22 protein-coding genes are annotated in these 19,681 nt (G+C 38.9%); 16 read left to right on the top strand and 6 right to left on the bottom strand.

What is annotated here, in order from left to right:
- Window positions 1-28 precede the first annotated feature (28 nt).
- Window positions 29-703, bottom strand: coding sequence for a (d)CMP kinase (gene cmk / locus AM608_RS10675; RefSeq protein WP_002675478.1), 675 nt, complete (start codon window positions 701-703; stop codon window positions 29-31).
- 31 nt (window positions 704-734) lie between these two features.
- Window positions 735-1,220 carry a hypothetical protein gene (locus AM608_RS10670; RefSeq protein ID WP_053581730.1) on the bottom strand — a complete coding sequence of 162 codons (486 nt, stop codon included), beginning with the start codon at window positions 1,218-1,220 and terminating at the stop codon, window positions 735-737.
- 860 nt (window positions 1,221-2,080) lie between these two features.
- On the opposite strand from AM608_RS10670, the gene AM608_RS10665 reads away from it, so the two are divergent.
- The 16 genes from AM608_RS10665 (at window position 2,081) to AM608_RS10590 (ending at window position 13,828) form a co-directional block, all read left to right on the top strand.
- Complete coding sequence (locus tag AM608_RS10665; RefSeq protein WP_002675473.1) at window positions 2,081-3,109, top strand: rod shape-determining protein; 1,029 nt, start codon at window positions 2,081-2,083, stop codon at window positions 3,107-3,109.
- A gap of 35 nt (window positions 3,110-3,144) precedes the next feature.
- On the top strand, window positions 3,145-3,981 hold the full coding sequence (gene mreC / locus AM608_RS10660; RefSeq protein WP_002675472.1) for a rod shape-determining protein MreC: 837 nt from the start codon (window positions 3,145-3,147) through the stop codon (window positions 3,979-3,981).
- A complete protein-coding gene (mreD, locus tag AM608_RS10655) occupies window positions 3,978-4,484 on the top strand; it encodes a rod shape-determining protein MreD (protein ID WP_009411304.1) in 507 nt (168 codons plus the stop codon). Before mreC ends, mreD begins: the two co-directional genes overlap by 4 nt.
- Window positions 4,481-6,340, top strand: a complete 1,860-nt coding sequence (mrdA, locus tag AM608_RS10650) for a penicillin-binding protein 2 (protein ID WP_053581729.1) — start codon at window positions 4,481-4,483, stop codon at window positions 6,338-6,340. The genes mreD and mrdA overlap by 4 nt, the downstream gene beginning before the upstream one ends.
- On the top strand, window positions 6,340-6,531 hold the full coding sequence (locus AM608_RS10645) for a hypothetical protein (protein WP_053581728.1): 192 nt from the start codon (window positions 6,340-6,342) through the stop codon (window positions 6,529-6,531). Before mrdA ends, AM608_RS10645 begins: the two co-directional genes overlap by 1 nt.
- Before the next feature lie 6 nt (window positions 6,532-6,537).
- Window positions 6,538-6,771 (top strand): DUF5053 domain-containing protein, encoded by a 234-nt coding sequence (locus AM608_RS10640; protein ID WP_009420625.1) that lies wholly within the window; start codon window positions 6,538-6,540, stop codon window positions 6,769-6,771.
- Between the two features lie 221 nt (window positions 6,772-6,992).
- The gene (locus AM608_RS10635; RefSeq protein WP_053581727.1) at window positions 6,993-7,544 is read left to right on the top strand and encodes a Maf-like protein; all 552 of its coding nucleotides are present in this window, start codon (window positions 6,993-6,995) and stop codon (window positions 7,542-7,544) included.
- 177 nt (window positions 7,545-7,721) lie between these two features.
- Window positions 7,722-8,168, top strand: a complete 447-nt coding sequence (locus tag AM608_RS10630) for a polymer-forming cytoskeletal protein (RefSeq protein WP_002675467.1) — start codon at window positions 7,722-7,724, stop codon at window positions 8,166-8,168.
- On the top strand, window positions 8,119-8,361 hold the full coding sequence (locus AM608_RS10625; protein ID WP_082315870.1) for an AtpZ/AtpI family protein: 243 nt from the start codon (window positions 8,119-8,121) through the stop codon (window positions 8,359-8,361). Before AM608_RS10630 ends, AM608_RS10625 begins: the two co-directional genes overlap by 50 nt.
- Window positions 8,351-8,734 carry a hypothetical protein gene (locus AM608_RS10620; protein ID WP_053581726.1) on the top strand — a complete coding sequence of 128 codons (384 nt, stop codon included), beginning with the start codon at window positions 8,351-8,353 and terminating at the stop codon, window positions 8,732-8,734. Before AM608_RS10625 ends, AM608_RS10620 begins: the two co-directional genes overlap by 11 nt.
- A gap of 637 nt (window positions 8,735-9,371) precedes the next feature.
- Window positions 9,372-9,713: a TM2 domain-containing protein gene (locus AM608_RS10615; protein WP_009417595.1), complete on the top strand. Its 342-nt coding sequence runs from the start codon at window positions 9,372-9,374 to the stop codon at window positions 9,711-9,713.
- Entirely contained in the window at window positions 9,714-10,121 is a 408-nt protein-coding gene (locus AM608_RS10610) for a DUF2752 domain-containing protein (protein ID WP_053581725.1), read from the top strand.
- Window positions 10,118-10,549: a hypothetical protein gene (locus AM608_RS10605; protein WP_053581724.1), complete on the top strand. Its 432-nt coding sequence runs from the start codon at window positions 10,118-10,120 to the stop codon at window positions 10,547-10,549. The genes AM608_RS10610 and AM608_RS10605 overlap by 4 nt, the downstream gene beginning before the upstream one ends.
- On the top strand, window positions 10,549-11,361 hold the full coding sequence (locus AM608_RS10600; protein ID WP_053581723.1) for a M48 family metallopeptidase: 813 nt from the start codon (window positions 10,549-10,551) through the stop codon (window positions 11,359-11,361). Before AM608_RS10605 ends, AM608_RS10600 begins: the two co-directional genes overlap by 1 nt.
- Window positions 11,362-11,363: 2 nt before the next feature.
- Window positions 11,364-11,774 (top strand): Holliday junction resolvase RuvX, encoded by a 411-nt coding sequence (gene ruvX / locus AM608_RS10595; protein WP_053581722.1) that lies wholly within the window; start codon window positions 11,364-11,366, stop codon window positions 11,772-11,774.
- 5 nt (window positions 11,775-11,779) lie between these two features.
- A complete protein-coding gene (locus tag AM608_RS10590) occupies window positions 11,780-13,828 on the top strand; it encodes a S9 family peptidase (RefSeq protein ID WP_053581721.1) in 2,049 nt (682 codons plus the stop codon).
- An 86-nt stretch (window positions 13,829-13,914) separates the two neighbouring features.
- On the opposite strand, the gene AM608_RS10585 is transcribed toward AM608_RS10590, so the two are convergent.
- The 4 genes from AM608_RS10585 to AM608_RS10570 are packed head-to-tail and all read right to left on the bottom strand — an operon-like array spanning window position 13,915 to window position 19,672.
- A complete protein-coding gene (locus AM608_RS10585; protein WP_053581720.1) occupies window positions 13,915-15,312 on the bottom strand; it encodes a DUF1735 domain-containing protein in 1,398 nt (465 codons plus the stop codon).
- Window positions 15,313-15,364: 52 nt separating this feature from the next.
- Complete coding sequence (locus AM608_RS10580; RefSeq protein WP_053581719.1) at window positions 15,365-16,624, bottom strand: DUF1735 and LamG domain-containing protein; 1,260 nt, start codon at window positions 16,622-16,624, stop codon at window positions 15,365-15,367.
- 12 nt (window positions 16,625-16,636) lie between these two features.
- Window positions 16,637-17,995 carry a hypothetical protein gene (locus tag AM608_RS10575; RefSeq protein WP_053581718.1) on the bottom strand — a complete coding sequence of 453 codons (1,359 nt, stop codon included), beginning with the start codon at window positions 17,993-17,995 and terminating at the stop codon, window positions 16,637-16,639.
- 18 nt (window positions 17,996-18,013) lie between these two features.
- Entirely contained in the window at window positions 18,014-19,672 is a 1,659-nt protein-coding gene (locus tag AM608_RS10570; protein ID WP_053581717.1) for a SusD/RagB family nutrient-binding outer membrane lipoprotein, read from the bottom strand.
- Window positions 19,673-19,681 lie beyond the last annotated feature (9 nt).

Raw genomic sequence — 19,681 nt, 5'->3', positions numbered from 1 at the left:
AAGATACAAAACAATTGACAATTGACAATTAACAATTAACAAATGCTAAGATTTTTTGTACTTGTTCCTCTATCGTAAGATTGGTATTATCGATAACTATAGCATCATTGGCTTTTTTGAGAGGTGACTCTTTGCGGGTAGTATCGATATGGTCGCGGTGCTGGATATTGGCAAGCACTTCGTCGAACGATGCTTTATCGCCTTTGGCTTGTAACTCTTTATAACGGCGCTGGGCGCGTACTTGTTCGCTAGCGGTCATAAATATTTTAAGTTCAGCATTCGGGAATACCGTTGTACCTATATCGCGCCCGTCCATTACAATACCTTTGTCTTTCCCCATTTTACGTTGAAGGTCTACTAAGTAAGTGCGCACTTCGGGTTGTTTGGCAACTTCGCTCACCCAATTGGCTATTTCAATACCGCGTATTTCGTTTTCGATATTCTTACCGTCCAAATAAATTTCAGAAAATCCTAACTCAGGGTTGTATACGAATTTTATTTCCGACTTTCGCAGGGCTTTCATCAGCGGTTTTACTTCGATGCCCGAGGTAGAAACATAACCTTTTTCTAAGGCTAAATAAGTAACGGCGCGGTACATCGCACCTGTATCGATATAGACGTAGCCCAACGCTTTGGCTACGGCTTTGGCAGTAGTACTCTTTCCTGTTGAGGAATAGCCGTCAATGGCAATGATAATATTCATTAGTGTTTAGTTATTAGTTTTTAATCGTTAGTTATTTGTAGAGTGATGGGGCTATTTCTATTTCGGTTACAACTTTTTTGTTTTTATCGTAGTAATAATAGTACAGTGTTATATTGTTATCAATGAAAAAGCGCATCTTCTCGCGATTGCTTTTTAGTTTTTGTACAATAGCTTCCTTAGCTGCTGATGCGTCGAACTCTACTCCTTCGGAATCGAAATTAAAGAGGGTTACATAATACCCCATAGTTTTTTCTCCTTTTAGGGCAACACTATCTAAGCGCACCCCCTCTTCTATTATTTGTGGCAACTGCTGGTTCATTTCGGCTACTTGATTCTTCATTTCATCGGTAACTAAATCGTTTTTAGCTTTTGAAAAGAAGGAGCTTGTGAGATAGCGCGTCGTAAAGAATGCTGCTAAAAATACCACAATAAAAGACACCACACCCACTATTACTCCAATAATGTTTTTAGTGCGATTGTTCTTTCGGGATTCCTGAGTGTTAAGAAAATCGTTCATTTTTGTCTCTTTTTAACGCTACAAAGATATAAAACAAAAAGCAAACTGCAATGCCCTGATGCGTTTTTATCTTAAAAAAATACAACTATCTAATGATAAATACTTAAAAACAATGAGATAGGAGAATTTTGGAAATGAGGAAATGAGGAAATTAGAGAATGAGGAAATTTGGAAATGAGAAAATGGGGTATGAGCTACAAGAAACGTGCTAGCGGAGGGATTGTCAGTTTATTCAACTTTGCCAAAGGTCGTAGCACGACGGGCAATTAACTTTGGCAAAGTGTGTACTGCAAAGATGATGTATTAGGGTTGTTAGGAGGAGGCGGAAGATATCGGAGAGAAACGGAAGGGTGTATTGAGGTAAAAAATAAAAAATGAGCTGTAATTTGGGTGGGGTTAGCTTATAGAGAGCTTATAGGAAGCTTATACGAATCTTGGACGATTGGTATAGAAAGGGTATATAAATAATTGATTAATAATACTATACAACAACGCTAAAAATGTTAAAAACAGGGTTTCGAGGCGAAAGAAAAGAAAATGAGTAATGAATATGAATAAGGGCTCGGAGCTTACTCAAAAGTCGGTGAGCTATTGTTGAACAGTATGCGAGATTAGAAATTAGTTTTACGTATACCTAAAAGATGTTATATTATATCGAATAGACATTATTTAATAGAAATTCATATAAACTGATAAACAGCAAGATAAGAAGAGGTTAGCTATAAAGTTTTAAGAAAAAGTGTAAGAATATTTGTGTAGGTCAAAAAAAAATCGTAAAATTGCACCCGCAAAAAGTAGTGTCTACAAAACACTTAAATAACTGATTTATAAGGTAAATATATAATAGAAAGAAAAATAATATGGGTTTTTTTGATTTCTTGACAGAAGAAATAGCCATTGATTTGGGTACTGCGAACACCCTCATTATTCACAATGACAGGGTAGTGATTGATAGTCCATCGATTGTAGCAATAGATAGGACAACCAGAAGAATTATAGCCGTAGGTAGAGAAGCACGGCTAATGCAAGGGAAAACACACCCTAATATCACCACTGTTCGTCCGCTAAAAGACGGGGTAATTGCCGACTTTGACGCTTCGGAACAGATGATAGGAATGCTCATTAAGAGTATACCTGCGTTACGCAAACGCTTTTTCTCGCCTTCGTTGCGTATGGTAGTTTGTATTCCCTCAGGAATTACCGAGGTGGAAACGCGTGCGGTACGCGAGTCGTGCGAACGTGTGAACGGTAAGGATATTTACCTCGTACACGAACCGATGGCAGCGGCTATTGGTATAGGGCTTGACATTATGCAACCTAAGGGTAATATGATTATCGACATAGGTGGGGGTACTACCGAGATTGCGGTGATTGCCTTAGGGGGTATTGTATGCGACAAGTCAGTAAAAATTGCAGGGGATATTTTTAACTCGGATATTGTGCACTATATGCGTACGCAACACAACCTTTACGTAGGGGAAAGTACTGCAGAAAACATCAAGATGACCGTAGGAGCTGCTACTGAAGACCTCGATGCCCCACCAGATGATATTATGGTACAAGGGCGTGACTTGCTCACCGGTAAACCTAAGCAAGTGCAAGTATCCTACCGCGAAATGGTGAAAGCACTGGATAAGTCTATTCTTCGTATAGAAGATGCTATAATGGAGACACTTTCGCAAACGCCTCCTGAATTGGCTGCCGATATCTATAATACAGGTATCTATATGGCAGGTGGTGGATCGATGTTGCGGGGATTAGACAAACGTATTTCTATGAAAACTGACCTCCCTGTATACGTAGCCGAAGACCCTTTGCGTGCCGTAGTACGTGGAACAGGTATCACTCTAAAAAATATTAACAAATTCAGAAGTATTTTATTAAAGTAAAGATAGATAGAGGTAAGAGATAAGAAACAAGAGGTATGAACCAAATCATTCAATTCTTTATGAGGTCGAGGGATTTTTTTGTGTTCCTCGCACTGTTCTTATGCGCTATTGGTTTGGTTTTTAACAGCAATTATTATCCTCAGAGTGCTTACATAAACTCAGCGAATGCAGTATCGGGTAGGCTTTACAGTTTCACAGACTACTGGGCACAATATTTTAGCTTACGCGGTCAGAACGAAACTCTTACTGAGGAGAATAGAGCTTTGCGCTCACAACTCTTACGGATGGAACAGCAAATCCGCAATATATCACTTGTAGATTCGGTGTCATTTCCCACTACCGATTCACTGAAATACAAGGTACTTAAAGCAAATGTGATAAAAAATAGTTTCCGTTTAAAAAACAACTACCTCACTATCGACAAAGGTACGAAAGACGGTGTAAAGCAAGATATGGGAGTGCTCTCGCCACAAGGAGTTGTGGGAATAATAGAGAATACTTCGGAGAGGTTTGCTACTGTACAAAGTGTACTGAATACTAGGTCGGCACTGAATGCAATGGTGAAGCGCACGCAACACTTTGGTTCATTGCGTTGGGATACCAGAGAGGTGAATAAAGTACAGCTGTTAGAAGTACCTAATATAGCCCCTATACAGAATGGAGACACGATTGTAACAGGGGGTATGTCGAACATATTCCCCAAGGGAATTCCTATTGGCAGGATAGTTCATTTTGAAAAGAGCAAAAAGGATAATACGTATATCATTGATGTAAAGCTATTTGCTGATATGTCGAACCTTGAATATGTGTATATTATTGAAGATAGAGATAGAGCAGCCGTTTCTGACTTAGAAAAACAGAACCCAAAATGAGTCACCCAGTAGTAAGAAATGTATATTTATTTGTATTCTTAGTGTTGTTGCAGGTACTCATCTTCAACAATGTGGAGTATTGGGGCTATGTAAATCCGATGGTTTACATAGTGTTTATACTGTTATTACCCTATCGTGAAAACAGAATGCCTTCATTGGTAGCGGCATTTTTAATAGGGTTGTGTATAGACATTTTTTCTAATACGGGAGGGTTGCACGCTGCCAGTAGTGTACTCATAGCTTATTTGCGTAATCCGATACTACTAACGGTATTTGGCAAGAATTTTGAGTATCAAGAATTGGATTTGCTCGCTTATCCGTTTTCCAAGATTTTTAGCTATACAACCTTGATGGTGGTAGTGCATCACACACTGTTTTATTTCTTAGAAGTCTTTAACTTCAATCACTTGTTTCTTACATTAGCAAAGATTGTAGGAGCATCTATCTTCACTATCATCGTTTGTTTGCTATTCATCTATCTGTTTAGTAAAAATAAGAAATGAGAAAATATCTGTTGCCCATTATCATTCTTTTTGTGGCAGTGGTGTTCTTAGTACGGTTATTCTTCTTACAAGTAATATTTCACGAGGAAAATACAGGAATTGACAACATTGCTATTGAAACGGTATACGATTACCCCGAACGCGGGTATATTTACGACCGTAATGGAGAACTATTGGTATCGAACCAACCTGCCTATGACGTGATGGTTGTGCCCAGTGAGGTGAAAACACTCGATACCTTAGAGCTTTGTGGACTCCTTGAAATCAGTAAAGAAGAGTTTAGGGAACGGCTCATAAAAGCAAGAGATTACTCACGCAAAAAACCTTCGGTAATCGTGCACCAGCTCTCCAAAGACGATTATGCTGTACTACAAGAAAAATTGCGCAAATTTCAAGGATTTTATATACAGAAGCGAATGCTCCGCAGTTACCTCACCCACAATGCGGGGAATGTATTGGGATATATCAGCGAGGTAAATGAATGGGAACTAAAAAAGAACCCTTATTACTTAGCTGGTGAACTGATAGGGCGCAGTGGGGTAGAAAAGCAATACGAGGAATTCTTACGAGGTAAAAAAGGCGTACAATTCTTCCAAAAGGACAAACACAACGCTGCCATTGAACGCTATAAGAATGGCACAATGGATACTTTGCCTATCACTGGGCAACCCTTGCAACTAACCATAGACATCAACTTGCAAGCTTATGGCGAAATGCTGATGCAACACAAACACGGCGGAATCGTAGCTATAGAACCTAAAACAGGTGAGATTCTCGCGTTAATATCGGCACCTACTTTTGACCCAGCTCTATTGGTAGGACGTGAACGCTCTAAGAACTACACAGCCCTTTATAACGATTCGATTGCTAAACCTCTTTATGACCGCACGTTATTAGCAGAATACCCACCAGGGTCGCCATTTAAAGTAATAAACGCACTCATAGGCTTACAGGAAGGTGTGATAACACCAGGTAGTGTGTTCAGCTGTGGAGGAGGTTATCGTTTTGGAGGGCGTATAATGCGTTGCCACTGCGGACGCAGTTCTAATGACTTATTACACGGGATAGCTTTTTCTTGTAACTCTTATTTTGCGAATACCTATAAGCGTGCTATTGATATGAAAACCACTTCGGCAGTGGGTATGGACAAGTGGAATGCTCACGTACGAAGTTTTGGATTGGGAAGCTTTTTAGGTGCTGACTTACCGACGGGACGTGCAGGGAAAGTGCCTAATACTGCTTTGTATGACAAACAATATGGTAAAGGTCGCTGGAATGGCACAACCAATATCTCTAACGCTATTGGGCAAGGAGAATTGCTCACCACTCCTATACAGCTTGCTAATGTGATGGCAGCCATCGCTAATAGAGGTTATTACTATACCCCTCATATCGTAAAAAAAATAGATAATAAAATTACTCCATTTCAAGAGTATACCGTTGCTAAGCACACTACGATAGCCCCTAAAAACTTTGAACCTGTGATTAGAGGTATGAATATGGCATATGAGCAAGGTACCGCACGCCGTACCCAAATTGAAGGTATTAATATCGCTGCTAAAACAGGTACCGCCGAAAACTTTATAAAAGTGAATGGCAAGCGTATGCAACTTACTGACCACTCTATATTCGTAGCTTTTGCCCCCATAGAAGACCCTAAGATTGCTATTGCCGTATTTGTGGAAAACGGGTATTACGGAGCACGAGTAGCTGCTCCCATCGCCTCACTAATGATTGAAAAATACCTAAAAGGGGAAGTATACCGCTGCGACCTCGAAAAGCAAATGCTCGAAAAGAGTCTTGAAGACGAATATATGAAGCCTTATAGCGGATTGCCTTTTACCATCAACCGATAATGAAGAAACAAATGAAATTAACAACCAAAGAAGAAAATTTGATTATTGCGATACGGAACTTTAGAGAATCTTTACATAATCCTTCAGAGGAGTTGGAATGGTATGCCCGTAGACTTTTCGAAGAAATTATAGATGGAGAAGATGATGAAGAACGTCGTAAGCTCATAAAAAAAGAACTTAGAAAAAAATAACACAATATGGAAATAGTAATTAATAAAAAGATGGCTACTAAACAACAAATACAAGACATCGCTCTTGATATTTCTTGGGCTAAAATAGCACGTAAGTATTTTGGTAAATCTGCTTCTTGGATATACGACAAAATAGACGATACTAATAACGGCTTCACCGAAACAGAAAAAGATCTTTTTAGAGGGGCTTTATATGATTTGGCAGAACGTATTCGCAAAACTGCAGATAATTTCGAATAAAGTTTAGATAATTATTATAGTCAAACAAAAATAGATTGCGAATAAATAGGCTTGTTCTTAGAGGACGATTTGCAAATCGCTTCTACAATATACTAAAAAAATCGATTGATTATCAGTGTATCAACTTTGCCAAAGTCTGAAACTTTGGTAAAGTGTACGATACAAAATTTGCAAACCAATTCTGATAGACTATACATTAAAATTGCCCGTGTGGCTCACATTTGAAAAAGATTATATTAGCCTCAGGCTCACCGCGCCGTCAGCAGTTCCTGAAAGAATTAGATATCCCTTATGAGGTAGTCCTTAGACCCATAGACGAAACCTACCCTAAACACTTAAAGCGAGAGCAAATCACCGACTATCTCGCCCAGCTGAAAGCTACGCCCTTTGCGGGTGAAATACCTACGGATTGTGTGCTTCTCACCTCTGATACTATTGTGTGGCACAAAGGTAAAGCCCTTGGTAAACCCAAAGACGCTACCGAAGCCTTTGCAATGTTGCGTTCGCTCTCGGGGAAGACTCACGAGGTAATTACCTCTATATGTTTTACTACTAATGAAAAGCAAATAACGGAACACTGTATTACGAAAGTAACCTTTAAAGAGCTTTCCGATGACGAAATAACCTATTACATCAGTCACTATCAGCCATTTGACAAAGCAGGAGCTTACGGTATACAAGAGTGGATAGGACATATAGGAGTTACCGCTATTGAAGGCTCTTATAACAACGTAATGGGACTACCTACACACTTAATTAAAGAACAAATATAAAACAAATAAACTCTGGTAATTCTTGAATTTTACCAGAGTTTTTTCTTATATACTAATTAGCTTAAACTATTAAGAAACAATTTATTAAGAAAAATAATAAAAAAAGAATTATTAAAAAAATTGCAGTTTTAAAATATTTATTGTACTTTTGGGGCTGTATTTTAAATAGAAATACAAATGGCTATATTTAATAAAGAGAGAGATAATAAAAAGATTATTATGGCAGCAGAAAATCCCACAGGAAGTAGCAACCGTATTGTTACTGAAACAAAATTCAAAGGAGAAATCAATTCAAAATCTGATTTTAGAATTGATGGTGAAGTGGAAGGAACTTTCCAAACTTCAGGTAAATTAGTAGTAGGCAGAACCGGTGTAATAAAAGGCACTGTGATTTGCGAAAACGCCGATATTGAAGGTAAAATAACAGGTACCCTCAAAGTGAGTAGTATTTTAAGTTTAAAATCTACCGCAGTTGTAGAAGGCGAAGTGTACGTAGATAAGCTTTCTATAGAACCAGGAGCGGTATTTAACGTTTCTTGCTCTATGAAAGGAGGCAAAAACAGCTTTACCATCAATGAAAAACCACAAGCACCACTTACAGCCGAAAAACAACCACCTAAATAAGTGGATTACCTTTTCACAAATAGGGCTACAAATGGCTATTACCATAGCCATTTGTAGCTTTTTTGGTGTTTGGTTAGATGGTAAATTTCCTAATGAGTACTCTCTATGGACAGTGGTATGTTCGCTTTTTGGGGTATTTGGAGCTATGTATTCAGTAATTAAGAAAGCCCAACAGATGAGCGATGAAGAGTAACATACTCCTGTTTGTAAAATATTTATTATTGCTTATTGCCGGAGGGGTAGGACTCTTTTGGGTGTATGATTATTGCGTAAACACAGAGGGTATTAGTTTGTACTATTCGCTAAAAACCTTGCTCATCTTCCATTGTGGTTTATCTTTCTTCTTATTTAGTATTATCTTCATTGTAAACAAAAGACGCAAACAGCACACTGCTTTTGCTTTTATGGCGGGCTTTGTATTGCGTTTTGTAGCCGTAGTAATTCTCTCACTTCCGCTGGTAAAAACTGTAAGTCCTTCTCCTTTATACGAAATGCTCTTCATCTTATTGCCCTCTCTTTATTTCACAACCATAGAGGCTGTATTAGCGATTCGGTTGATAAAATAAGTGGGAGCCGTATGGCGGGTAGAAAATTAGAAAATTTGGAAATTAGAAAATGAGAAAATGAGTAGTGATAAAAATAGTTTTTTGAGAGGTCTGACTTGTCGAACAAATCGGACTGATCTGAGTTATCGGAGGAAAACGAAAAATATAAAAAGTGAGTTGGGAGGATTTTTGATGAGAAAAGGCTATGAGATGGGTGGGGTTAGCTTATAGAGAGCTTATAGGAAGCTTATACGAATCTTGGACGATTGGTATAGGAAGGGTGTATAAGTAATTGACTCATAGTATAATACAGCGATGTAAAAAATGGTGAAAACGGGGTTTCGAGGCGAAAGAAAAGGAAAAGGCACTAGGCCTTAGGCCATAGGCATTAGGAGGGAGTATGATGGAAAAAGGGGAATATAGTGACGGAAAAGGGAACAAATGACTAATGACGAGGGGTGAGAGACGAAGGCAAGGTGATGGTAAGATAAGGGAAATGTAAAAACCGAGTGTGGCAATTTTGTGGGAAAATACCTTGTTAAAGACACTATTTATGATTTTGAATCAGAAGTATAACTTTTTTTGTTAAAATATTAGGCAATATCAAAAAAATGCTGTAATATTGCACCATAATTTTAATATCATAATTTTACACACTATGGATGCACAAAAAGTGGATATGTTTATCGTAACTAATGGTAAATTTTTCAGACCTGAAATCGTTCCTCAAATTCGTGAAAAGCTTCTTTCTTTGGACGAATCAAAATGGGTAATGCTACAAACGATACAATTTAAAGACCCTACTACTTCTCTCCTCATTTCTATTTTTGCAGGACATTTGGGTATTGACCGTTTCTACATAGGCGATGTAGGTATGGGAGTTGGTAAATTGCTTACTTGTGGTGGTTTGGGTATTTGGACGATTGTGGACTGGTTCCTAATTATGGACGCTACAAGAGACAAAAATGCGGAATTATTAGCTTCAGCACTTAGTTACTAATTGACGACTAAAAGGTTCTATACTTTCATCACACTCCTATGTCTTGCCTGTTGGGGGTGGCTACTTAGCCACTATGTTTTTCACGGGCAGGACATAGGGGTTACTGTTTGCGCAATAAAGAATGTTACGGGGTACCCCTGTCCGTCGTGTGGTACCACGCGGTCGGTTGAGGCTTTTTTTGAAGGGCACTGGGGAGAGGCGTTACTGACTAATCCGCTTGGGGTATTGGCATCGGTATTACTTATCATTACTCCGTTGTGGTTACTTTATGATTTATGCAGAAAGAAAACTACTTTGCAGGGAGCTTACATAAAGTTTGAACAATTCTTTAAACGCCCTTACGTGTATATTCCCTTTTTTATTCTCATAGTACTGAACTGGATTTGGAATATTTATAAAGGTTTATGATAGAATCTAAACAATTAAACGAACGCATCAGCGATGGTGACAAGGAGCGCGCTGCCAATAGCTATATAATGTCGATAGTGGCTATTATGGCGGGAATGCCTTTGCCTATCATCAATCTACTGGCTACCATATTCTTTCTGGTGGCACATCGCAAAGGCTCTTTTTTTGTGCGTTGGCATTGTTATCAAGCCTTCGTTTCACAACTCTTCTTATTTTTTGTAAACACCACTACTTTCTGGTGGACTGTATCAATAGTATTGGGGAGCAATTTAGTAACTAATGCTTATATTGCTTGGCTGATTATTGCCTTTATCTTTAATATCTATGAAATTATAGGCACGTTTTATTCTGCCATAAAGATACGCAAGGGCGAACATTTATCGTGGTGGTTTTACGGTGATATTGTAGATTTAATAGTGAAAAAATAATGAATAAAGTAATATCAAGAGGCACTATTTTACTGTGTATTTTCTTTGGCGGTTGGTTTTTACTGCAACAAGTAAACTGGTTGGGTATTTTTAAGATTAACCCGCTGATAAGGAATGAATATGTGAAGAAAATAGAGGTGAAGCTGGGTGAAATGATGTTTGAGGACTTCACGAGCAGAAACTCAGTAGTAGACGATAGCCTTGCGGTAGCGACTATCGACAGTATGGTGACCAAAATATGTGATGCTAATAACATCGACCGGAAGGAGTTGAAAGTGTACTTATTAGATAGTGAAGAGGTAAATGCTTTTGCTTTGCCTAATCACCAGCTGATGATTTATACAGGACTTGTAAAAAAGACCTCAAGCCCAGAAGCCCTTTGTGGGGTGATTGGGCACGAGCTGGCGCATATTGAAAAAGATCACGTAATGCAGTCGCTTGTAAGAGAATTAGGGATAGGCACTTTGTTTGCTATTATTTCGGGGCGGTCAGACCTTTCGATGATTACAGAAGTAGGCAGAATCGTATCTTCGAGTGCTTTTAACCGAAATATGGAAAAAGAAGCCGACCTTGTGGGACTTACCTATATACAAAATGCGAAGATAGACCCTAAACCTTTTGCTGAGTTTATAGGAGTCATAGATGATGAGAATACTCCGCCTTCGGCATTTAAATGGATAAGCACTCACCCTTTTCCAAAGGATAGGAAAGAGTATTTGCTACAAAATATCGGTAAACAGCGAACTAACTACAAGCCTGTTATTTCTTCATCTACTTGGGAAACATTTAAGGAAATCATAGAGGAAGAATAATTATGCGACTCTTAGCTATAGACTACGGAACCAAACGCACAGGTATTGCTGTAACCGACCCTCTGCAAATCATCGCTTCGGGGCTTTGCACAGTAGAAACCCCTACCCTACTGGCTTTCCTAAAACAATACACTGCCGAGGAAGCCGTAGAAGCCTTTGTGATTGGGCAACCTAAACGACTCAACAACGAGGATTCCAGCGTAGAGGCTGAGATACAAAAGTTTATCAGTAAGTTACAACAGGAGTTTCCGGAGATACCTATCCACCGTCAAGACGAGCGCTTCACCTCCAAACTTGCTTTCCAAACAATGATTGATAGCGGACTAAAAAAGAAACAACGCCAGAACAAAGCGCTGATAGATGAAATTAGTGCTACCATTATCCTTCAAAACTTTTTAGATAAACAACATTAAATAATATGACAACCCCTCCTAAAGCTAAACGACTCCCCCATATATTCCACGAATTTGGCAACAAGCGCACCGATAATTACTATTGGCTACGCGAGCGCGAAAACCCTGAGGTTATTGCTTATTTAAAAGCCGAAAACGCCTACTATCAGGCGCAAACAGCACACACCAAACCTTTGCAAGAAACGCTCTTTGCCGAAATGAAAAGCCGCATCAAAGAGAACGATAGTTCTGTGCCTTATTGCTACAACGGCTACTGGTATCAAACTCGTTATGAAGAAGGTAAGGATTACCCTATTTATGTGCGCTACAAAGAAACGCTCGAAGCTTCCGAAGAAGTGCTTTTCGATTGTAATGCGATGGCTAAAGGCAAAGCCTACTTTCACCTCGATAGCTTTGCCATAAGCGACGACAATCAGTGGGCGGTTTTTGGGGTAGATACTGTATCTCGCCGGCAATATACCCTGCAAATCAAGAACCTCAGCACAGGTGAAATACTGCCTTATAAAATAAAAAATACCAACGGACAAGCAATTTGGGCAGCCGATAGTCGTACCATTTTCTACGTGAAGAACAACCAGCAAACCCTGCGTTCTTTCAAAGTATACCGCCATATTTTAGGTACTGACCCCAAAGACGATGTACTGATTTTCCACGAAAAAGACGATACTTTTGATGTATTCGTCTACCGCGAGAAGTCTCGCAAATACCTTGTAATAGGCAGCGAAAGTACCCTTACATCCGAATATCAAATCTTAAATGCCAATACCCCTCACGAGACTTTCAAAGTATTCCAACCCCGCACACGAGGCTTGGAGTACGATATAGCTCATTATGAGGAGCATTTTTATATTCTCACCAATAAAGATGGTGCGACCAACTTCAAACTGATGCGTACCCCCGAAAGTGCTACAACTTCCGAGCATTGGGAAGAGGTAATTGCCCATCGTCCCGAAGTACGCCTCAACGATATCGAGATTTTCAAAGATTTCTTAGTAGTCGAAGAAGTGTACAACGGCTTAGAACGCATACAAATACGTTCGTGGGACGGCTCAAAAGTACATTATCTCCCCTTTGATAGCGAAACTTATACCGCCTATACTACCCAAAATATAGATTTCAACACCGAATGGCTCCGCTATAACTACCAATCATTGGCAACTCCTGCCTCTATTATAGAATATAATATGCGCACTGGCGAAGAGCGCCTACTAAAAGAACAAGAAGTATTAGGCGGAAACTTCAACAAAGATAATTATATAGAAGAACGCCTTTGGGCAACTGCCCCCGACGGAGTAAAAGTTCCCATTTCGCTCGTCTACTGCAAAGACATAGTGAAAAATGGGCAAAATCCTTTGTTACTGTACGGTTATGGCTCGTACGGAGTAACCATCAATCCTTATTTTTCTACCACTCGTTTGAGCTTGTTAGACCGCGGTTTTATCTATGCTATTGCACATATCCGCGGAGGAGAGTATTTAGGTCGCCAATGGTATGAAGATGGCAAACTCCTCAAAAAGAAAAACACATTTACAGATTTTATTGCTTGTTCTCAGTATCTCATCGCCGAAGGCTACACCTCTCCCGAACATCTATTTGCTGAAGGTGGCTCGGCTGGAGGTTTGCTAATGGGTGCTGTGGTGAATATGGCACCGCAATTGTATAAGGGCATTATCGCCTCTGTACCTTTTGTTGATGTGGTAACCACAATGCTCGACGAGAGTATTCCGCTCACTACGGGCGAATACGACGAGTGGGGAAATCCTAATAACGAGGAATATTACAATTATATGCTCTCCTATTCGCCTTACGACCAAGTGCGAGCCCAAGCCTATCCAGCAATGTACGTGAGTACCGGTTTGCACGACTCACAAGTACAGTACTGGGAGCCCGCCAAATGGGTAGCCAAACTGCGCAAACTCAAAACCGACGACCATCCGCTATATTTAGACACCAATATGGAAGCTGGTCACGGCGGTGCCTCAGGACGTTTTGAAGCCCTAAAAGAAACTGCAAAAGAATACACTTTTTTATTGGAATTAGAGGAAAATAGATAAACAAAAAAGGAATGTTTGTGTAAACATTCCTTTTTATAAAAGATACTACTCTATTAAAAATAAAATAGTATTTTATTTAATTTTTACTACTCTTCGTAGAAATTAATTTCAGAGAAGCCCATCCAATAAGAGGAAGCGTTTTCATCATTAACAAAGTTTCCTACTGATAGACGTATAAGAGGAATAGCTTTTTTAAAGGTTATTACAATATCACCACTACCGTTATAAGTTATAGTTCCTTGATATTGCTCACTTCCTTGTGTCATACCAGCATACGCTGATATATTTTTCACTTGGTTCCCTGATATAGGTTTCAATACTACTGATTTTATAAGTCTTACTTTAGGAAAAGTAAAGTAATAATAAGCGCCATCTCTCACATAAGAATAGGTATTTTCATCTCCATCTAATAGAAATCTTGGAGAGTAATATATGTCTCCATAATAAGAAGCGATAATACCTTTTCTATCTATTATTTTACCTGATGGTTGAGTGCCCACTTCTACATTATCATTTGATGAGACTAACTCTTTAATGTCGAAATTCACGAAGAGTTTGTTATTACTCAATTCTTGTTCATTACCCGAAGCATCTTTTACTACATATTTGAGGGGTAATGCGTATTCTCCCTTATTAGTAAAAGAATCTTCATTTAGATTGAAAGTAAGTTTTTTGCTTAACGCATCGAAATCATCTTCGGGGAGTGTTCCTTCAACTCCTGCAGGTGCAAGGGTTCTACCACTTAGCACAGCTCTATCATCGCGCACTAAGGCTACTTTAAGTCCTGCTGGGAGTTCATAGCTACTCTTTATAGTGAAAGCGACTTCCTTATCACTATTTCCTATATAAACACTACCATTGTAGTAGCCTAAAAGTTTGGAAACAACTTTAGATTCAGCAGTGATTTTTATTTCTTCAGGGAAGACTTTTAGTACAAATACATCTTTTCCTTTAGGAAGTGTAAGACCGCTATCGGTTACTTTTAAAGCATAAGGCAAAATAACTTTTTTGTTAAAATTAGAGTTATTGCTAATAGTAAGCGTGAAAGTAACAGAAGTTTCACCTTTGTTAAGGGTTTTGGTAGCTTCGCTCAACTGAACAAGGTTAGCATCACCTAATTCAAAGCCTAAATAATTAGCTTTTACTTTGTCGTAAGCTGATGCATCGTAAGCAAATGATACTTGAACATCCTTATCATAAGGTTTGTCAAGCAGTCTTACTTCTACTTCTTTGGTATAGTTTCTATTAATAGTTACATTACCAAAAGAGAGCATTGGCAGATCGGCAACAGTGGGTCTGAGATAAATATAGTTAAGACGAGGGTCATACCCTAATTGGGTACGAATATCGTTGTCTTCTATTTTTTTATCAATTTCCCAAGTAGTGCTATCGTTTTTTTCGACAGTAATCTCGTCTTTTTCACAAGATACTAATAGTGAAAAACAGAAAGCGACTGTTAAACTATTGAATATTATTTTTTTCATTGTGTTTATTTTTTAGAGGCTATTTCTTTACAGTATAGCCTCATTGTTATTACTAATCTTCTGTATCTAAGATTTCAGATGGGAATTTTACATTCTCTTTCCATTCTATCGTAGGAGTAAAGGTAGCTTCATCAATATCTTTTACATACGAATCACCATCTTGTTCTCCTGTATTATAGGAAGAAGTACCTTTTCTATAGATAGTGGTATTATTGTACTTGCTCATATCTTTAAAACCGTCTTTTTTGGTGATAGGCAAGTAGGCTACCAAACCTTTACTAGTTGGATCAACAGGTAAGTATAAACCATCTACAATCTCAGCATCGGTAAGAACTCTGTTCCACAATCTAAACTCGCGGAAATAACGATTCGCAGAATAAGAGGTTTGGGTATTTTCGATATTGATACGCATACCAGGAGATACTTTTAAGCTAGGGCGTTGATAAGTTTTAATAAGTTTACCATTGATATACAATTTAAGGAAAGAGTCTTTATAGGTGAAGGTAATTTGTACCCATTTTCCTACAGCAATATCTTTAGATTCTGCCCAATCGTCGGGGCTATCTCCACCACCGTTTTTCACCTGTATTTTACCAGCATCTATACGGGTATAAGGTAACATTTCGCCTTGGAAAAGTGACATATTTACATTGGTATTATTATAGGAGTGAAATTCTTCAAACAAGAACATTCCTTGTACGGTAAATTCATCATTTCCTTGAATATTGTCGGCTACTTTCACTCCTAAACCATAGCCTTGTTTAATTTTGGCTACTGAAGTTTTGAACGGACGACTAAGGCTTATTACCACATCTTTATTAGAAAGAATAGGCAAAGAAGCAGAGACGATACGCAATGGGATAGCGTATTTTATGCCTAAAGGGAAGGTATCATCATTTAAAGGGCGTACTTTCACTCCCACTTGTACAGCTGTTTGTCCAGCTTTTAGAGTGATATTCAAACTACCATTAGTAGATTTATTGGTAGTATTACCTTCTTCATACAATTCGTATTCAGAGACAGGTAACATTTTGTAATTAGTGGTGTTTTTCTCGTTGTATTCAGGGAAAAAATCGGTAGCAGCAATGGTGATGGTTTCATTGCGCTCTCTGAGGTTAGACATACGGATTTCAAACTTAGTGCTACCTGATTCAGTAGACTTGGCAAAGCTCACATTGACATTGTTGTCGTTCATATACACCGCTGAAAGGTTTCCGAGACTGTTACTATTGTCGTTATCTAACTTTTCTTGGCAAGCGGTGAGCCCCAAGAAGAGGGATGCACTCGCTAATTTTATGATTGTATTTTTCATTGTAATAATTTTTTAAGGAAGAATGATTGTAGGTTCCATTTCTTTATAGCCTGAGTAATCAGGGCGAGGATTAGCGATGCGGATCGCTTCACGAGTCCAAGCGTAGTGCAAATACTTGCGAGTAATATTATTATCTTGGAGATATTTTTTGAAGTGAGGGTCACTTTCATTAGTAACAGCGTAATCACTTTGTCCGTGGTATGCTCCTAAACCCCATATTTCTTTATTTTTTACAGCTTCCCCTTTTCCTATCATTACATTAAATTTACCTGCTTGATAATTAGCTGAGGTAGAGTTGTAGTAAACACCTCCTAAATGTTCAATATGATTTCCTACCCCATTAACATTATAGTCTTGTAAAAAGTGTTTATCAAAATAAGTAGTAAAGTGATTATGGAAAATTGCTGCTACGTGACAGGGCACATCGGCACAGAAATAGTAACGTTTGGTAAGATAGTTAGCTGGCAAATAAGATTTGAAACTATTAATATATTCAGCTTCTTTAGGGTGGAATCCTGAAGTAGAAGCGGTAAATAACGCTTTAAGATTAGCTTCGCGTTCTGCTTGAGTTTTTACAGCATGATCTGCCCCTATAGGACCAAAGTATTTAGCCATTTCTTTTACAAATTTAGCTATATTACTATTCTCATTACCCCAATCTACCATTAATGGAGTCTGTTTTTTCTGTTCTTCTCCTGTAAGATTTTGATTATGGTTCCCACAAGTTTCCCAGTCTACGTCATAACCATCAAAATCCATAGCGATGATATAGCGTGCTAATTCACGAGCATAGATTTCAGGCCATTGGTTATAGCATTCAGCATAAGGATATTTGTTATGAAAGTCTTGACTACCTGACACTCCTTCTTTGGTAGCGGGTAAGCCTAAACCTACACTTGGAGTTTGCCAGCACATTAAGATAGAGCCTCCCTTTTTGTGGAAAACCTCAATATCTTTTTTGTGATTAGCGGTTAGAGTTTCGGGGCGCATATTAGTACCTCCCCAAATAGAAAGCGCTACTATCGAGTCGGGTACAGCTTGTAACCAGCCACGTGCTATACCTTTTACAGGTTGCCAAGTAGGTCCATCAAACCAAAAATATACCATAGGCACCTGTCCGCCTGCTTCACCCGTATTGAGCCACGCTTTTTGTTTGTACTCGCGGAGCTGAGCCCAATAGGCTTCAAGAGCTTTTTTGTTCTCTTCAGTACGTTCAGCTTCAGCGAGCCATTTAGCAGCGTCTCTTTTGTTCTTTAAGTCCTCTAATGCCGCTCTTTCAAAATCTTCGGCATTCGACTCTGTTTCTGTCCACTTACTACAGCTTGTAAGTCCGATAGTAAGGGCTAATAGTGTGTATACAAATTTTTTCATCGTATTTTACTTTTAAATTTATTTAGTTTTTTTGTCCCACCATACGTTAGTAGCAGCGTTATCAGTACCACCTAAGAGGCTTTGAGCAGCTGTAACGTTTTCTCTGTTTTGTTTAAATTCATTTTCAGGGAATGGGAAACGACGCATACCGAAATCTTTACCAGAAGCAGGGATATTTTGCACTCCTACATTGGTTCTGTTTAAAGCGGCTGTAAACATACGAGGGTAGCCCGTACGACGCCATTCACTCCAAGACTCGAAACCATTAGGATAGTTAGCGAGGTATTTTTGAGTGATAATTTGCTCTAAATGGTCTTCAGTACTACCGCTGGTGAGCCATTTTTTATCGATAGTACTCGCTGCACTGATGTTGTAAACAGAGTTTTTAGGGTCGGCATAGTTAGCGGGTTGAGCACTACTATTGTAATAGCTTTGCGCTTGAGCAGCAGTTAAACCATTTTCGGCGAAAGATACTTCAATACCTTTTTTGTATAAATTTTCGGCAGTATCGTTAGTATACCATCCTATTAAAGCAGCTTCGGCGAGTAAGAATTGCACTTCGGAAGCGCGCAACCAATAGGTAGGAGTAGTTTGCACTACAGTAGGTACTGAGAAGTTTTTGTAAACAGCTACATCGGTGGTAGGGTCGATACCAGAGCGTACAGCGTAGAAATCGGAGGTTTGAGTATCGGCAGTTGCTTTGGTAAAGTATTTAGCCATACGAGGGTCGTCATATCCTTTTAGGTAAGAATAGATAGTCGCCCCCATTTTAAGCTCACCATAACCTAACATAGTTACCAAGGAATGGTCGAAAATATATTTACTAGAGGTTACTAACTTACCTGCTTGAGAATCGTCTTCAATAAGTCCACCAGGATTCGTAGTAGCTTTGATTACATATTGTTGAGCGAGCGCTTGGTCGGCAAAGCGTACACGCATTGCTAAGCGCAACATCAATGAATTAGCTAAGCGTATCCATTTAGCAGTATCACCTTGGTACACAGGGTCGAAGTTTTCTAACACTTTGTTGTTAGCTCCATATTGATTGAGTATGGTTACTGCATCGTCTAATTCTTTTAAGAAAGATTTGTAAACTTTTTCTTGGCTATCGTATTTAGCTTTGATTTTACCAGGTTCCATATCGCTATAAGGGATAGGACCAAAGAGGTCGGTAGCGCGATGCATAGCCATTATTTTTACGATTTGTGCTAAAGAATAAGCAGCTTGGCTTGTCAAATCTTTAGGGGTATACACCAATTTACCATTTACAGTTTGGACATTGTGCAAGCGGTTTTTAATCTCAAAATAAGGGTTCATCACCTTTGTAATAAGTGTAGAGAAAGTACCATTGGCACGGAAGTCGGACACATAGTAACTAGTTTGGTTATTGCCATTATCCCAGTGATTACGCCCTGGAGAGAAGTAACCTACCCAGTTATCAGTACTCATATTTTGTACTACTTGATAGTCGTTAGCAGGGTCAACACCTACTCCTGTAGGGATCGGGCGTTGTACCAGCTCGGTGAAATATCCACCAGAAGCATAGCCACCACGATTAATATCCTCATCGGTAGGTTGTGTTTTATTAGTATTTACATCGGCAAAATCTTTAGTACAAGCGCCGAGTAATATACCTGATAATGCTACAACTGCTATATTTTTATTGAATATTTTCATTGTTTTGTC

This window comes from Capnocytophaga sp. oral taxon 323, from assembly GCF_001278825.1.
Taxonomy (GTDB): Bacteria; Bacteroidota; Bacteroidia; order Flavobacteriales; family Flavobacteriaceae; genus Capnocytophaga; species Capnocytophaga ochracea.
This window is presented reverse-complemented; position numbering and strand designations above follow the sequence as displayed.

Coding starts and splice junctions, on each gene's coding strand:
- cmk (WP_002675478.1), bottom strand. CDS start 703: ATGAATATTATCATTGCCATTGACGGCTATTCCTCAACAGGAAAGAGT.
- AM608_RS10670 (WP_053581730.1), bottom strand. CDS start 1,220: ATGAACGATTTTCTTAACACTCAGGAATCCCGAAAGAACAATCGCACT.
- AM608_RS10665 (WP_002675473.1), top strand. CDS start 2,081: ATGGGTTTTTTTGATTTCTTGACAGAAGAAATAGCCATTGATTTGGGT.
- mreC (WP_002675472.1), top strand. CDS start 3,145: ATGAACCAAATCATTCAATTCTTTATGAGGTCGAGGGATTTTTTTGTG.
- mreD (WP_009411304.1), top strand. CDS start 3,978: ATGAGTCACCCAGTAGTAAGAAATGTATATTTATTTGTATTCTTAGTG.
- mrdA (WP_053581729.1), top strand. CDS start 4,481: ATGAGAAAATATCTGTTGCCCATTATCATTCTTTTTGTGGCAGTGGTG.
- AM608_RS10645 (WP_053581728.1), top strand. CDS start 6,340: ATGAAGAAACAAATGAAATTAACAACCAAAGAAGAAAATTTGATTATT.
- AM608_RS10640 (WP_009420625.1), top strand. CDS start 6,538: ATGGAAATAGTAATTAATAAAAAGATGGCTACTAAACAACAAATACAA.
- AM608_RS10630 (WP_002675467.1), top strand. CDS start 7,722: ATGGCTATATTTAATAAAGAGAGAGATAATAAAAAGATTATTATGGCA.
- AM608_RS10625 (WP_082315870.1), top strand. CDS start 8,119: ATGAAAAACCACAAGCACCACTTACAGCCGAAAAACAACCACCTAAAT.
- AM608_RS10620 (WP_053581726.1), top strand. CDS start 8,351: ATGAAGAGTAACATACTCCTGTTTGTAAAATATTTATTATTGCTTATT.
- AM608_RS10615 (WP_009417595.1), top strand. CDS start 9,372: ATGGATGCACAAAAAGTGGATATGTTTATCGTAACTAATGGTAAATTT.
- AM608_RS10605 (WP_053581724.1), top strand. CDS start 10,118: ATGATAGAATCTAAACAATTAAACGAACGCATCAGCGATGGTGACAAG.
- AM608_RS10600 (WP_053581723.1), top strand. CDS start 10,549: ATGAATAAAGTAATATCAAGAGGCACTATTTTACTGTGTATTTTCTTT.
- ruvX (WP_053581722.1), top strand. CDS start 11,364: ATGCGACTCTTAGCTATAGACTACGGAACCAAACGCACAGGTATTGCT.
- AM608_RS10590 (WP_053581721.1), top strand. CDS start 11,780: ATGACAACCCCTCCTAAAGCTAAACGACTCCCCCATATATTCCACGAA.
- AM608_RS10585 (WP_053581720.1), bottom strand. CDS start 15,312: ATGAAAAAAATAATATTCAATAGTTTAACAGTCGCTTTCTGTTTTTCA.
- AM608_RS10580 (WP_053581719.1), bottom strand. CDS start 16,624: ATGAAAAATACAATCATAAAATTAGCGAGTGCATCCCTCTTCTTGGGG.
- AM608_RS10575 (WP_053581718.1), bottom strand. CDS start 17,995: ATGAAAAAATTTGTATACACACTATTAGCCCTTACTATCGGACTTACA.
- AM608_RS10570 (WP_053581717.1), bottom strand. CDS start 19,672: ATGAAAATATTCAATAAAAATATAGCAGTTGTAGCATTATCAGGTATA.